Source organism: Hylemonella sp. W303a, from assembly GCF_046452315.1.
GTDB lineage: Bacteria > Pseudomonadota > Gammaproteobacteria > Burkholderiales > Burkholderiaceae_C > Hylemonella.
Genome location: NZ_JBKFDG010000004.1, coordinates 195,418 through 209,954, shown reverse-complemented (window position 1 = coordinate 209,954; position 14,537 = coordinate 195,418). Strand labels below are relative to the sequence as shown.

The window sequence follows — 14,537 nt, the reverse complement described above, 5'->3', positions numbered from 1 at the left end:
GGCGGGTCCTTCTGTGCCGCGATTCAGGGACCTGCTCAGTCCCGTCGCCGCTGGCTCGATGCGTCGGAACCCTCCGCTTCTTGCGTGTCCCCGTGCAACTCCCCGCGCTTGCGGCCCGAGAACATCGTCCACCAGATGATGAACAGCAGGATCAACAAGGCGCCCAGGGCTTCAAGCAAAATCAACCACATGAAAAGATTCCCGACCAGGACCAAACAACAAGAAAAAAACGGCCCGCGCATTGTAGAAACGCCGTTGCCTCTCGCCCGAATGACCCGATGCATGCTGGTGCCGATGCTGGCCATGGCGCTCGTCGCTTGCGGTGATCTGTCGGTCTACCACGCGCCGCCGCCGGTGCAAGATGCGTCCCGGCCTGACTCGACCCGGGCCGCCGAGGGCGCGGTCCAGCCGGGCACCGAGGCCGGCGTGCCTTCCGTCGAATACCCCACCAACGGTCGCATGCTGCAGCAGCCGCGCAGTCGGTGGATTCCGGTGGACTGGGCCGAGTTGCCCGGTTACGGCGCCGATTCCCTGGGCGATGCGTGGGCAGCCTGGCTGCGCAGCTGCGAACGTCCCGGCACCCTGGTGTCCCTCTGCGCGGATGTGAAACGCCTGGTCAGCGCCAGCGACGATGAACGCCGCGCCTGGATGCAGTCGCGTCTACAGCCCTACCGCATCGAAAACCTCGAGGGCGAATCGCAGGGCATGCTCACCGGCTACTACGAGCCCGTGGCCGATGCACGGCGCTTGCCCGACGCCCGTTTCAAGACCCCGCTCTACCGCGTGCCCGGGCCGCCCGCGCCTCTGGGTTCGCGCAAGCCCTGGTACAGCCGCGAGGAAATCGACACCTTGCCCGAGCCCCAGGCCGCTTTGCGGGGGCGTGAGATCGCCTGGCTCGAAGACCCGGTGTCCGTGCTCAACCTGCAGATCCAGGGTTCGGGCCGCCTGCGCATCACCGAGGCCGATGGCCGCGAACGCATGGTGCGCGTCGCCTACGCGGCCACCAACGACCAGCCCTACCGCAGCGTGGGCAGCTGGCTGCTGCAAAAAGGGGAAGTGAGGGACGCGTCCTGGGCAGGCATCCGCCAGTGGGTGTCGGCGAACCCGGCGCGCGTGCAAGAGATGCTTTGGGTCAACCCGCGCGTGGTGTTTTTCCAGGAGCAGATGCTGACCGAGGCCGACGCCTTCGTGGGCCCCAAGGGGGCGCAGGGTGTGCCGCTGACGGCGGGCCGCTCCATCGCGGTGGACCCGCAGAGCATTCCTTACGGCGCGCCGGTTTGGCTGGCCAGCACCGGCTACCTGCCGCTACAGCGCCTGGTGCTGGCGCAGGACACCGGCAGCGCCATCACCGGCGCGGTGCGCGCCGACTACTTCGTCGGTACCGGACCCGAGGCCTCGGCCGTCGCGGGGCGGATCAAGCAGCCGCTGCGGCTGTGGGTGCTCTGGCCCCGATAGATCCGGGTTTTCCGCGAGGCGTGGGCGGCGGGGAAAACCCGGCTGCATGAAGCCTCAGCCTTCAGACATAGTGGTTTCCGGCCCGCCCACAAGGCGGCTCATGTTTGCCGCGCCTTGGCCACCCCAAGGCGCGCACACCTTACCGGAGAACCCGCGTCATGAACGCTCCCCTGCCCGAGCACGTCCGTCGTGCGCTCGACACGGTCACCCTCGACGACAAGTACGCCCTCGCATCGGGGCAGGCCTTCATGAGCGGCGTGCAGGCCCTCGTGCGCTTGCCCATGCTGCAGCGCCAGCGCGACGCTGCGGCGGGGCGCAACACAGCGGGTTTCATCAGCGGCTATCGCGGCTCACCGCTGGGCACCTACGACCAGGCGCTGTGGAAGGCGCAGAAGCATTTGCAGGCGCAGCACATCGTCTTCCAGCCCGGCGTCAACGAAGAGCTGGCCGCCACGGCGGTCTGGGGCACGCAGCAGCTTGGTTTCGCGCCGCCGGGCAGCCAACGTTTCGAGGGTGTGTTTGGCCTCTGGTACGGCAAGGGGCCGGGCGCGGACCGCTGCGCTGACGTGTTCAAGCACGCCAACCTGGCAGGCACCACCCCTCTGGGTGGGGTGATCGCGGTGGCGGGTGACGACCATGTGGCCAAGAGCAGCACGGCCGCGCACCAGAGTGACCACCTCTTCAAGGCCTGCGGTCTGCCGGTGTTCTTCCCGGCCAGCGTGCAGGAGATCTTGGACTTGGGCATCCATGCCTGGGCGCTCAGCCGCTACGCGGGCCTCTGGTCGGGTATGAAGACCATCCAGGAAATCGTCGAGTCCAGCGCCACGGTGCAGATTGACCCAGGGCGCGTGCGCATGGTCCTGCCCGAGGATTTCCAGATGCCGCCAGGCGGTGTGCACATCCGCTGGCCGGACGCCCCGCTCGACCAAGAGGCGCGGCTCTACGACTGCAAGTGGTACGCGGCCTTGGCCTATGTGCGCGCCAACCGCTTGAACCACAACGTGATCGAGGGACCGGCCGATGTCTTCGGCCTCATTGCCAGCGGCAAGGCCTACAACGACACCCGCCAGGCCCTGCTCGACCTGGGCTTGGACGAAGCGGCCTGCCGCCGCCTCGGCATCCGCCTGCACAAGGTGGGCGTGGTCTGGCCGCTGGAGGCGCAGCTCACGCGCGAGTTCGCCCAGGGCCTGCGTGAAATCTTGGTGGTCGAGGAAAAGCGCCAGGTCATCGAATACCAGCTCAAGGAAGAGCTCTACAACTGGCGGCCCGACGTGCGGCCGAACGTGTTGGGCAAGTTCGACGAAGGGGATGACGCCGAGGGCGGCCATTTCGGCGGGGAATGGTCCCTGCCCAACCCCACGGCGCACACCCTGCTGCGCGCCAACGCCGACTTGTCTCCGGCCCTGATCGCGCGCGCCATCGCGCGGCGCCTCAAGAAGCTGGGCCTCGCGCCCGAGGGCAGCGAGGCCGCTTTGCGCATGGACGCCCACTTGGCCGTGCTCGATGCGAAGGAGCGCGCGATGCACGGGCTGGAGTTGCGCACCAGCGGGTCGAAGGCCGCCGAGCGTCAGCCTTGGTTTTGTGCTGGCTGTCCGCACAACACCAGCACCCGGGTTCCGGAGGGCTCGCGGGCCATGGCGGGCATCGGCTGCCACTACATGGCGTTGTGGATGGACCGCGCCACCCTGGGTTTCACGCAGATGGGCGGCGAGGGCGTGCCCTGGGTCGGCCAGCAACCGTTCACGAACGAGCAGCACATCTTCGCCAACTTGGGCGATGGCACCTACTTCCACAGCGGCATCCTCGCCATTCGCCAGGCCATCGCCGCGGGCGTGAACATCACCTACAAGATCCTCTACAACGACGCGGTGGCCATGACGGGTGGGCAGCAGATCGGGGAACGGCCGGAAGGTCACTCCGTGCTGCAGATCATGAACAGCTTGCTGTCCGAAGGCGTGGCGCGGCTGGTCATCGTGAGCGACCAGCCCGAGAAGTACCACGGCGTCGCGCTGGCGCCCGGCGTGGGGGTGCACCACCGCGACGCGCTGGACCGCATCCAGCGCGAATTCCGCGAGATCCGCGGCACCAGCATCATCCTTTACGACCAGACTTGCGCGACCGAGAAGCGCCGCCGCCGCAAGCGTGGCGCCCTGGCCGAACCGACCGTGCGCGTGCTGATCAACGAAGCGGTTTGCGAGGGCTGCGGTGACTGCGGCGTGCAGAGCAACTGCTTGGCGGTGGAGCCGCTCGAAACGGAGTTCGGTCGCAAGCGCCAGATCAACCAGAGCAGTTGCAACAAGGACCTGAGCTGCCTCAAGGGTTTTTGCCCCAGCTTCGTCACGGTCGAGGGGGGTGCGCTGAAAAAGAAGAACCCAACGCCCGCCTTGGCCTTGGACCGCCAGGACGATCTGCCGGAGCCTGAACTCCCAGCGCTCGCGCCCGACGCCAACAGTGTCTGGGGCATCGTCGTCGCGGGCGTCGGCGGGACCGGCGTCATCACCATCGGCCAGTTGTTGGGCATGGCCGCGCATCTGGAGGGCAAGGGCATCGTCACCCAGGACGCGGCCGGGTTGGCGCAAAAAGGCGGCGCGACCTGGAGCCACGTGCTCATCGCCGCGCGGCAGGACGCCGTGCACGTCACACGCGTGGGCATGGCCGCCGCGGACCTGGTCATCGCCTGTGACCCCATCGTGGCGGCGGGCAAGGACACCCTTTTGCGCATGCGCCTCGGGCGCACGCGCGTGGCGCTCAACAGCCATGGCGCGCCCACGGCCGCTTTCGTGCGCGACGCCGACTGGCGCAACCCCGCGGCGGCCTGCGCCAGCGAGGTGGCCCAGGCCGTGAACGAGGCGGGGGGCGTTGATCTGGGTGGCGACAGGCACCAGCACCTGGGCGTCTTCGACGCCGACACCGCCGCCCTGCGCCTGATGGGCGACAGCCTCTATGCCAACCCCATGATGCTGGGCTATGCCTGGCAGCGGGGCTGGGTGCCGCTGAGACTCGAATCCCTGCTGCGCGCCATCGAACTCAACGGCGTGGCGGTGGCGCTGAACAAGGCGGCCTTCGGCTGGGGCCGCCGCGCCGCCCATGCACCCGATGACTTTGCGCGGCGGTTGGTGTCGGCCAGCTCCCCGCAGCAAGCGCTGGTGTTCCACAAACCGCCCACGCTGGACCAGCGCGTGGCGCGCCGTGTCGAATTCCTGACGGCGTACCAGAACGTCGTGTATGCCGAGGCCTACCGGGCCTTTGTCGAACGGGTGCGGCAGGCCGAATCGGTGTTCGGCAAGACCTCATTGAGCGAGGCCGTGGCCCAGGGCTTGTTCAAGCTCATGGCCTACAAGGACGAGTACGAAGTCGCGCGCCTGCACAGCGATCCGGCCTTTCTCGCCCGCATCGCGGGGGAGTTCGAGGGCGACTTCAAGCTCCACTACCACCTGGCACCGCCCCTGCTGGCGCGGCGCAACGCGCGGGGCGAATTGCAGAAGCGCCGTTTCGGCTCCTACACACTCATGCTCTTTCGGGGGCTGGCGCGCCTGAAAGGCTTGCGCGGCACGGCTTTCGACCCCTTTGGACACACCGAAGAGCGCAAGACCGAGCGCGCGCTGATTGGCGAATACCGGGCCTGCATCGAGGAGTTGCTGGCCAATTTGTCCGCGCAGAATCTGGCCGCTGCCGCCGAGATCGCCCGCCTGCCCGAGCAGATTCGGGGCTATGGCCATGTCAAGGCGCGGAATCTGGCGGCGGTGCGGGCGGTCTGGTCCAAGCAGATGGCTGCTTGGCGGGCGGCTCAAGTTCTGACGCGCGGCCCGGCGCGCCTGGGCTGAGCCCGCTGGCCTGTTCACACGCATTTCTCACGTGCGAACGGGCCCTGGAGCGCTCAGTCCTTGAAGCGGTAGGTCAGGCCGACCATCACGGACTGTGTGCGCAAATCGGCAGAAGAGTCGATGACGTCCCGCCCATCAGGAGTGTTTATGTTGGAGTGCGTGACGGTGGTCGAGTTGCTGACGCTGCCAAAGTCGGCATACAGGTACTGAGCGGACAGGGACCAGGCCTTGCTCAGGGCGTAGTCGGCACCGAAGCCGATGACGGGACCGATCTTCGTCTCGGAGCTGGAGCTGGAGCCGGATGCATTCCCCGCCCCGTTCCAGGGGTAGTTGTCGCTGTAGGTGGTTTCCAGGCTCACCCGCACGGCGGCCAGGCCGACCGTCCCATAGACCATGGTGTTGTCCCAGGCCCAGCCGACGCGGGGGCGGATGGCCAGCACCGGATCGGTCTTGATGCGTTGGGTGATGCTGAACCGGGAGGCAAGTGGGTCCGATGCAAAAGCGGCGCGGTTGGTGAAGGACTGGTCAACACCGGTGTCGGTGCTGACGTCGATGCCCGTGACCACATTGCCGGATTGCCAGCTGTAGCCCATCTTGACGCTGCCGCCCCAGTCCGCGCCGGAAGAACGGCCCGAGCCCTCCGCTGCAACCTGCGTGACGTCGGTCGCCTGGCTGAAGTAGGAGGTGGATCTGGGCCCGCGCGCTTCAGCGCTGACCCTGGAGCTCTGCAGGGGAGCGCCCCCGAGGACGCTGAAGCTGTAGCCGTCCCATTCAGCGGCCAGGGCGGCGGGGGCATGGGACCCCCCTGCGCTGGCCAGCAGGCACAGCAGCATGGGTTGAAGAAGCGTGAAGGGGCGTGCGGGGGCGGCGTTTTTCATGGGATGGCGGCAATGAGGAAGAGCTGAACAGAAAGCGGGGAGCTGAGACGCCCGCTGCATGGCCTGGTGGGTAAGCAGGTTGCAGGTGGAGCAGTGCGCATTAATTCTATACAGACCGTAGGGGATTTACGGAACACGGGGGGGTATGGCCCGCAGCGCGGGTGCGTCTGGCGTGGCCAGCGTGGTTGCGCGCCTTGCTTCGGGTGCGGTGCGGCATGGCAAGGTGGGTCGGGCCAGGGCCCGGTGGAGCCTCGAGGTGATCTAGGGCCTGTTCACACTCGGGAGATGAGTGTGAACAGGTCCTAACCGAGCTGATCGACAAAAGCGCGCTGATCCCCCAAGGCTGCTTGGGGCACCGCGGACCTGCTGGACAGCCCCCGTACAATCAGCGGCTTTGCGCGCGGACGGAGTCTCTTTCTGACCGCGAGCGCTTCTCTACAACCGCCAGGAGCCCACTGTGTTCATTTCCACCGCTTACGCCCAGACCGCGCCCGCCGCTGCCCCCGAAGGCGGCCTGCAATCCTCCCTGATGAGCATGCTGCCCATCGTGCTGATGTTCGTGGTGCTGTACTTCATCATGATCCGTCCGCAGATGAAGAAGCAGAAGGAACACCGCGCCATGGTCGACGCGCTGGCCAAGGGTGACGAGGTCGTGACGGTCGGCGGCATCCTCGGCCGCGTCAGCAGCGTCGGCGACAACCAACTCGGCCTGGAAATCGCCTCCGGCGTCGAAGTGCAGATCCAGCGCCACGCCGTGGCCCAAGTGCTGCCCAAGGGCACGCTGAAGTAAGCCTCCAAGGGAGCGCCAGGCCGACGCGTTGGTCGTCCGGGCGCTCCGAACCCGCTTTTCCTCTCGTGTCCTTGCACGGCGCGATCCCGCCATGAACCGTTACCCTCTGTGGAAGTACGCGATCATCGTGATCGCCTTGCTGGTGGGCGCCATCTACACGGCGCCCAATTTCTTTGGCGAAGCCCCGGCGGTGCAGGTGTCGCCGGCCCGGGCCACCCAAAAGGTGGATCTCGGTGTGCAGGCGCGCGTCGAGGAGGCGCTCAAGCTAGCCGGGCTGTCGCCGCTGGCCGTGCAACTGGACACGGGAGTGGCCAACGGTTCGCTGCGCGTGCGCTTCGATTCGACGGACTCGCAGCTGCGGGCCAAGGACGCGATCAACCACGCGCTCAACCCTGACCCGGCCGCCTCGGGCTACATCGTCGCGCTCAACCTGATTTCCAACACCCCGGCCTGGCTGACCTCGCTGCGCGCCGCGCCCATGTACCTGGGCCTGGACTTGCGCGGTGGCGTGCACTTCATGTTGCAGGTCGACATGCAGGCCGCTCTGACCAAGAAGGCTGAGTCGCTGGCCGGTGACCTGCGCACCACGCTGCGCGAAAAGAACATCCGGCACGGTGGCATCGCGCGCAATGGCGACACGATCGAGATCCGCCTGCGTGGCACCGACGCCACCGCCACGGCCGAAGCCACCCGGCGCGTGCTGCTGGATCAGTTCGCCGACCTGCAACTCGTCGAGAGCAATGACGGCGGCGACCTCAAGCTCAGCCTGAGCCTCAAGCCGGCGGCCATGCGCCTCGTGCAAGACCAGGCGCTCAAGCAGAACATCACCACCCTGCACAACCGCATCAACGAGCTGGGCGTGGCCGAGCCGGTGATCCAGCAGCAAGGTGCCGACCGCATCGTCGTGCAGCTGCCCGGTGTGCAGGACACGGCCAAGGCCAAGGACATCCTGGGCCGCACCGCCACGCTGGAATTGCGCATGGTGGACGAGAGCACGGAAGGCCGTGCTGCGGAACTCGGCACCGGTTCCGTGCCCTTCACGTCCGAGCGCTATCTGGAGCGCAATGGTCAGCCGGTCATCGTCAAGAAGCAGGTGGTGCTCACCGGCGAGAACCTGACCGATGCCCAACCGGGCTTTGACAGTCAGACCCATGAGCCCACCGTCAACCTGGTGCTGGACGCCAAGGGCGCACGCATCTTCAAGGACGTGACGCGCGAGAACATCGGCAAGCGCATGGCCATCATCCTGTTCGAGAAGGGCCAGGGCGAGGTCGTGACCGCGCCGGTCATCCGGGGCGAGATTGGCGGCGGGCGGGTGCAGATTTCCGGCCGCATGAGCACGACCGAGGCCGCCGACACGGCCCTGCTGCTGCGCGCCGGTTCGCTGGCTGCGCCGATGGAAATCATCGAGGAACGCACCATCGGCCCGAGCCTGGGCGCCGACAACATCAGCAAGGGTTTTGCCAGCGTGACCTGGGGCTTCGTCGCCGTGGCGGCCTTCATGTGCGTGTATTACATGCTGTTTGGTGTGTTCTCCGCCGTGGCCCTGGCCGTCAACCTGCTGTTGCTGGTGGCGGTCCTGTCCATGCTGCAGGCCACGCTCACCCTGCCGGGCATGGCGGCCATGGCCCTGGTGCTGGGCATGGCCATCGACGCCAACGTGCTGATCAACGAACGGGTGCGCGAGGAACTGCGCAATGGCGCCTCGCCGCAAGCGGCCATTCACGCGGGCTACGAACGTGCCTGGGCCACCATCTTGGATTCAAACGTCACCACGCTGATCGCGGGCCTGGCCTTGTTGGCCTTCGGCACGGGACCGGTGCGGGGCTTCGCGGTCGTGCACTGCCTGGGCATCGTGACCAGCATGTTCTCTGCGGTGTTCTTCTCGCGCGGCCTGGTCAACCTCTGGTACGGCAGCCGCAAGAAGCTCAAGAGCGTGTCCATCGGAACGGTGTGGCGGCCCGAGGGGCAGACGGTGGGCAAGACGGAGCAGTAAAGCAAATATGGAGTTTTTGGCTACGGCTCACATGCGCTGCGCGCTAATGTGAGCCTCCGCCGAAAATTCCATTTTTAGACGGACTAAAAATGGAATTTTTCAAGATTCGCCGCGACATTCCCTTCATGCGCCACGCGCTGGTGCTGAATGTCGTCTCGGCTGTCACATTCCTGTTGGCGGTGTTCTTCCTCGTCACGCGCGGGCTGCACCTGTCGGTCGAGTTCACCGGCGGCACCTTGATGGAGGTGAGCTACACGCAGACCGCCGACCTGGAAGCCATACGCGGGGGCATCGCCAAACTGGGCTACACCGATGTGCAGGTGCAGAACTTCGGCACGGCGCGCGACGTGCTGATCCGCCTGCCCGCCGTCAAGGGCGTGAGCTCCAGCGAGCAAAGCGCTCAAGTGCTGAGCGTCTTGCAGGCGGCTGACGCGGGGGCCACGCTGCGGCGCAGCGAGTTCGTCGGTCCGCAGGTTGGGGACGAATTGGCGCTGGATGGTCTCAAGGCCCTGGCCTTCGTGGTGATCGGCATCGTGATCTACCTGGCCGTGCGCTTCGAGTGGAAGTTTGGCGTCGCCGGCATCATCGCCAACCTGCACGACGTGGTGATCATCCTGGGCTTCTTCGCCTTCTTCCAGTGGGAGTTCTCGCTGCCGGTGCTCGCCGCGGTGTTGGCCGTGCTCGGGTACTCGGTGAACGAATCGGTCGTGATCTTCGATCGCATTCGCGAGAGTTTCCGCCGCAACCGCAAGATGGACGTGAAGGCCACCATCGACCACGCCATCACCAGCACCATCAGCCGCACCATCATCACCCACGGCAGCACGCAGCTGGTGGTGCTGTCCATGCTGATCTTCGGTGGCCCCACCCTGCATTACTTCGCCATGGCGCTGACCATCGGCATCTGCTTCGGCATCTACTCGTCCGTCTTCGTGGCCGCGTCGATCGCCATGTGGCTGGGGGTCAAGCGCGAAGACTTGGTGAAGGCCGTGCCAGACAAAGCCAAGCACGACCCCAAGGACCCGAACTCCGGCGCGGTGGTCTGAGCGGGGATGGGTCGACGGATATTCGCGACGAAAGGGGGCGAGCGGCCCCCTTTACTTTTTCATCATCGGCACTGCGGCCGCGCGCATCGGCGGGTCGCGCGGATCGCGTTCAAGCCCGATGCCGGTTTTCACGCTGGCCCAAACCCCAGATGCTGGCCAGCAGCAAGGCGCCCCCCAGCCATTGCGCCAGGCTGAGTTGCTCACCCAGCAGCCAGGCTGCCAGCAGCACCGTGGTCAGAGGCTCCACCAGCACGGCGATGGTCAGCAGGGTCGGCGACAGGCGTGCCGCGCCCCAGCTGAAGGCCAGCAGGGCCAGCGCCGCAGTGATGATGCCCAGGTACAGAAACCAGGCCTGCGGCGGCACATCCGTCGGCCAGTGCAGGGGGCGGTGCAGGGCGGACAGGCCCATGACGGCGGCGGCCACCACCGTCAGACCCAGGGTGGCCGGGCCGGCGCCCAGCGTGCTTGAAAGCTTGCCGCTGACCAGCGTGAACCCCGTGTAGAGCAGGGCCGAGCCGATCGCGAAGCTCACGCCCAACACCACTTGCCAGCTGTCTGCGGCCGCCGCCGCAGGCTTTCCTGAGCCGGTTTCATGCGGCAGCACCAGCAGCAAGGTGCCCAGCAAGGACAGTCCCAGCAGCCCCAGCAGCAGCCAGCTGGGGCGTTCTTGACCGCGTGCCAGCGCGATCAGGGTGACGAGCACCGGCGGCAGGCACAGTGCGATCAAGGTCGGAATGGCCGCTCCGATCCGCTCAATCCCGTAGAACCACAACAGCACATAACCCGCCATCGCCGCGCCCGCCGCCAGCAGGGTGCCCAACATGGGGCGCAATGCGCGCCAGAACGCAGGCCATTGCGCGGGGCGGCCAAACACGACCAGTAGCACCAGGGCGCCCACGACAAAGCGCCAGAAGGAGATGTTCTCAGGCGTGAAGCCGTGACGCTGGATCAGCACCTGCACGACCAGCGCGCCGGTGCCCCAGAGGAAGCCGGCGCCACAGGCAGCGGCCAGCGCCAAATGGGTGGGTTTTTTTTGCATGGCTAGGTGAGGTAGGCTAGGCCAGAGTGGCCAGGCTATTCATTCCAGTGGCAGGGCCGTGGTCTTCTTCACGGTGCGCAGCACCAGCATGGAGTTCACACGGGCCACGCCCGGCAGCTGCATCAGCACTTCGCGATGCACGCGCTCCAAGTCCTCGGCGTCGCGGTAGCTGAAGCGGATGAGGTAGTCGTTGCTTCCGGCCACGTAATGACAGTCCAGGATTTCCGGCTGGTCCTGCACCGCTCGCTCGAAGGCCTCAATCCGCGCTTGCGCGGTGCTTTCCAGGTTGACGATGGTGAAGCTCGAGCCACTTTTGCCGATGGCGCGCGGGTTCAGCAAGGCGACGTAGCGGGCGATCACGCCAGCGTCTTCCAGGGTCTTGACGCGCCTCAGGCAGGCCGACGGCGAAAGGTGCACGCGCTGCGCCAGCTCCAGATTGGAGCAGCGTCCGTCCGCCTGGAGTTCGCGCAGGATGGCGCGGTCGATTGCATCGAGTGTGGCATCCTGTGCGATCGTTCCGGACTTAATTCGCATGAAAATTTTCCAGAAACAAAATTGACGCAATCTTATTGCATGGTTGCGGGCCCTTCCCAGTCGATTGCGCAAGCACATTGCGTCCACCTTTCTCTAGACTGCGGGCATCGGCCTGCCTCTGGCATGCGGGGGCAGATTTCTTGCTTGAAACGGACCCGTACAACCTGGTTTGGGCCTGGTTTTCTCTTTCTTCCATCGATCATGAACAAAGCCATCGACGCCTCTCTTCTGGCCCAGACTGCCGCCCATACCCCAGCCCACACACCGGCCATGGACGCCTTTTGGATGCCCTTCACCGCCAGCCGCCAGTTCAAGAGCGCGCCGCGCCTCCTGGCCAAGGCCAAGGACATGCATTTCTGGACGCCCGAGGGCCGGCAGATCCTGGACGGCATCGCGGGCCTGTGGTGCGTGAATGCCGGACATGCGCGTCCGAAGATCGTCGAGGCGGTGCAAAAGCAGGTGGCCGAGCTGGACTACGCACCGCCTTTCAACATGGCGCACCCCAAGTCCTTCGAACTGGCCGAGCGCTTGGTCCAGATCACGCCTGCGGGCCTGAACCGGGTGTTCTTCACCAACTCGGGTTCTGAATCGGTGGACACCGCGCTCAAAATGGCCGTGGCCTACCACCGCGCGCGAGGTCAAGGTACGCGCACCCGTTTCATTGGCCGCGAGCGTGGCTACCACGGCGTCAACTTCGGCGGCATCTCGGTGGGTGGCATCGTGGGCAACCGCAAAACCTTCGGCCCCATGCTGACTGGCGTGGACCACCTGCGCCACACCCATGACCCCGCGCGCAACGCCTACAGCCGCGGCGTGCCCGTGCACGGCGGCCCGGAACTGGCCGAGGACCTGGAACGCATCGTGGCCTTGCACGACGCCAGCACCATCGCCGCCGTGATCGTCGAGCCCGTGGCCGGCTCCACGGGCGTGGTGCTCCCGCCCGAGGGCTATCTGAAGCGCCTGCGCGAGATTTGCGACAAGCACGGCATCCTGCTGATCTTCGACGAGGTCATCACCGGCTTCGGTCGCCTCGGCGCGCCCTTTGGTGCCACGCGCTTTGGCGTGACCCCCGACCTGATGACCACGGCCAAGGGCATCAGCAACGGCACAGTGCCCATGGGCGCGGTGTTCGCGAAGCAGGCCATCCATGAAACGCTGACCCATGTGGACAGCGCGCCGCACGTCATTGAATTCGCCCATGGCTACACCTACTCGGGCCACCCACTGGCCTGCGCGGCGGCTTTGGCCACGCTGGACACCTACGCGGAGGAAGGCTTGCTCACGCGCGGCGCCGAACTCGAAAGCTACTTCGCCGACGCCCTGCACGCGCTCAAGGGACTGCCGCATGTGATCGACATCCGCAACATCGGTCTCGTGGGCGCGGTGGAACTGGCCCCGCTGGCGGGCTTGCCGGGCAAGCGCGCCTTCGACATCTTCCTGGAGTGTTTTGACCACGGCGTGCTGATCCGCACCACGGGCGACACCATCGCGATGTCGCCGCCGCTCATCATCTCGAAGGCGCAGATTGACCAGCTGGTTGGCACGCTGGCCGATGTGCTGAAGCGGGGCTGATCGCCACGCAAGGGTTAAAACGCAAGGGGTCAGCCGGATGTTCAAGACACTGCTCGAAACGGACCAGGACCTGACCCGCAACTCCTATTACGCGGCCACCGCGCCGCGTACCCGGCATCACCTCGCCTTGCAAGACGACGTGGCGGCTGACGTTGCCGTGGTCGGCGGCGGTCTGGCCGGGCTGTCGGCGGCACTGGAACTCAGCGCCAGGGGTTACAGCGTGACCGTGCTGGAAGCGCGCGAGGTGGGCTGGGGTGCCTCGGGCCGCAACGGCGGGCAGGTCATCGCAGGCCTGGCCAGCGATATCTCCGTGATCGAGGAGCAACTGGGCGCCACCGTGGCCCGCCGTGTCTGGGACATGACGGTCGAAGCCGTGAATTTGGTGCACGAGCGTCGGGCGCGCCACGCCATCGATTGCGAATGGCGGTCCGGCTACCTGACCTTGGCGGTCAACGCGCGCAAGGCGCGCACTTTGCGCGCCTGGCAAGAGGACATGCTCCGGCGCTACGACTTCCAGAGCCGCTGGATCGAACCGCAGGACATGCCGCGCTGGATCGCCAGCCCGCGTTTTCACAGCGGGGTCTACGATGACTTCAACGGGCATCTGCATCCGCTCAAGTACACACAGGGGCTGGCGGCCGCGGCGGCCCAGGCCGGCGTGCGCATCCATGAAGACACGGCCGTGACGGCGATGGAAACCCAGGCCGATGGCGCGCTCACCACCCTGCGCACCGTGACCCAGGTGGCGGGTCAGGGCGCTGTCCACGGCAGCGTGCGCGCCCGCCATGTGCTGCTGGCGGGCAACGTGTACTTGCAGGAAATCGCCCGCGCGCTGGAGGCGCGCATCATGCCAGTGGGCACCTACATCATCGCTTCCGAACGCATGGCCCCGGCCCTGGCCGACTCGCTGATTCCCAGCGGCGCGGCGGTCTGCGACACCAATTTCGTGCTGGATTACTTCCGTCCCATGCAGGACCACCGCATGCTCTACGGTGGGCGCGTCAGTTACAGCAAGGCCACGCCGATGAACCTCGCTGAGAGCATGCGCCGACGCATGCTGCTGTCCTTCCCGCAATTGAAGGACGTGAAGGCCGAATACGCGTGGGGCGGTTTCGTGGACATCTCGATGAACCGCGCGCCCGATTTCGGTCGACTGTCCCAACGCACCGGCCAGCCTGGGCACGCGAATATTTTTTATCTGCAAGGCTTTTCCGGTCATGGCTTGGCGTTGACCGGTTTGGCGGGTAAGCTGGTGGCCGAGGCCATCGCAGGCCAGGCCGAGCGATTCGACATCTTCGCGCGCATCCAGCATCGACCGTTTCCAGGGGGACGCTGGCTGCGAACACCGGCGCTGGTGCTGGGCATGGCCTACTACCGCATCAAGGATTTGCTGTGAACGCGCC

The 14,537-nt window shown here is 66.2% G+C and carries 11 protein-coding genes; 7 read left to right on the top strand and 4 right to left on the bottom strand.

The features are described from left to right. Nucleotides 1-35 precede the first annotated feature (35 nt). Nucleotides 36-191 (bottom strand): hypothetical protein, encoded by a 156-nt coding sequence (locus ACLBKS_RS09415; protein ID WP_410192549.1) that lies wholly within the window; start codon nt 189-191, stop codon nt 36-38. Here ACLBKS_RS09415 and ACLBKS_RS09410 point away from each other — a divergent pair. After that, nucleotides 124-1,455: a murein transglycosylase A gene (locus ACLBKS_RS09410; protein ID WP_410192746.1), complete on the top strand. Its 1,332-nt coding sequence runs from the start codon at nt 124-126 to the stop codon at nt 1,453-1,455. The two genes, ACLBKS_RS09415 and ACLBKS_RS09410, sit on opposite strands and share 68 nt — an antisense overlap. Before the next feature lie 158 nt (nt 1,456-1,613). Beyond that, entirely contained in the window at nt 1,614-5,279 is a 3,666-nt protein-coding gene (locus ACLBKS_RS09405; RefSeq protein ID WP_410192548.1) for an indolepyruvate ferredoxin oxidoreductase family protein, read from the top strand. 53 nt (nt 5,280-5,332) lie between these two features. Here the strand turns inward: ACLBKS_RS09405 and ACLBKS_RS09400 are convergent, their stop codons facing one another. Beyond that, nucleotides 5,333-6,157 (bottom strand): outer membrane protein, encoded by an 825-nt coding sequence (locus ACLBKS_RS09400; protein ID WP_410192547.1) that lies wholly within the window; start codon nt 6,155-6,157, stop codon nt 5,333-5,335. A 457-nt stretch (nt 6,158-6,614) separates the two neighbouring features. Between ACLBKS_RS09400 and yajC the strand changes: the two genes are divergently transcribed. The 3 genes from yajC to secF all read left to right on the top strand — a co-directional run bounded on the left by yajC (nt 6,615) and on the right by secF (nt 9,989). Continuing rightward, the gene (gene yajC, locus ACLBKS_RS09395; RefSeq protein ID WP_410192546.1) at nt 6,615-6,947 is read left to right on the top strand and encodes a preprotein translocase subunit YajC; all 333 of its coding nucleotides are present in this window, start codon (nt 6,615-6,617) and stop codon (nt 6,945-6,947) included. A gap of 91 nt (nt 6,948-7,038) precedes the next feature. After that, nucleotides 7,039-8,943, top strand: a complete 1,905-nt coding sequence (secD, locus tag ACLBKS_RS09390; RefSeq protein WP_410192545.1) for a protein translocase subunit SecD — start codon at nt 7,039-7,041, stop codon at nt 8,941-8,943. Nucleotides 8,944-9,032: 89 nt separating this feature from the next. Beyond that, nucleotides 9,033-9,989, top strand: a complete 957-nt coding sequence (gene secF, locus ACLBKS_RS09385) for a protein translocase subunit SecF (RefSeq protein ID WP_410192544.1) — start codon at nt 9,033-9,035, stop codon at nt 9,987-9,989. 109 nt (nt 9,990-10,098) lie between these two features. On the opposite strand, the gene ACLBKS_RS09380 is transcribed toward secF, so the two are convergent. Together ACLBKS_RS09380 and ACLBKS_RS09375 are read right to left on the bottom strand one after the other, a co-directional pair. Continuing rightward, on the bottom strand, nt 10,099-11,028 hold the full coding sequence (locus tag ACLBKS_RS09380) for a DMT family transporter (RefSeq protein WP_410192543.1): 930 nt from the start codon (nt 11,026-11,028) through the stop codon (nt 10,099-10,101). Nucleotides 11,029-11,067: 39 nt separating this feature from the next. Further along, the gene (locus ACLBKS_RS09375; RefSeq protein ID WP_410192542.1) at nt 11,068-11,562 is read right to left on the bottom strand and encodes an Lrp/AsnC family transcriptional regulator; all 495 of its coding nucleotides are present in this window, start codon (nt 11,560-11,562) and stop codon (nt 11,068-11,070) included. A gap of 201 nt (nt 11,563-11,763) precedes the next feature. Between ACLBKS_RS09375 and ACLBKS_RS09370 the strand changes: the two genes are divergently transcribed. Together ACLBKS_RS09370 and ACLBKS_RS09365 are read left to right on the top strand one after the other, a co-directional pair. Next, complete coding sequence (locus ACLBKS_RS09370; protein ID WP_410192541.1) at nt 11,764-13,134, top strand: aspartate aminotransferase family protein; 1,371 nt, start codon at nt 11,764-11,766, stop codon at nt 13,132-13,134. A gap of 37 nt (nt 13,135-13,171) precedes the next feature. After that, the gene (locus ACLBKS_RS09365) at nt 13,172-14,530 is read left to right on the top strand and encodes an NAD(P)/FAD-dependent oxidoreductase (RefSeq protein WP_410192540.1); all 1,359 of its coding nucleotides are present in this window, start codon (nt 13,172-13,174) and stop codon (nt 14,528-14,530) included. Nucleotides 14,531-14,537 lie beyond the last annotated feature (7 nt).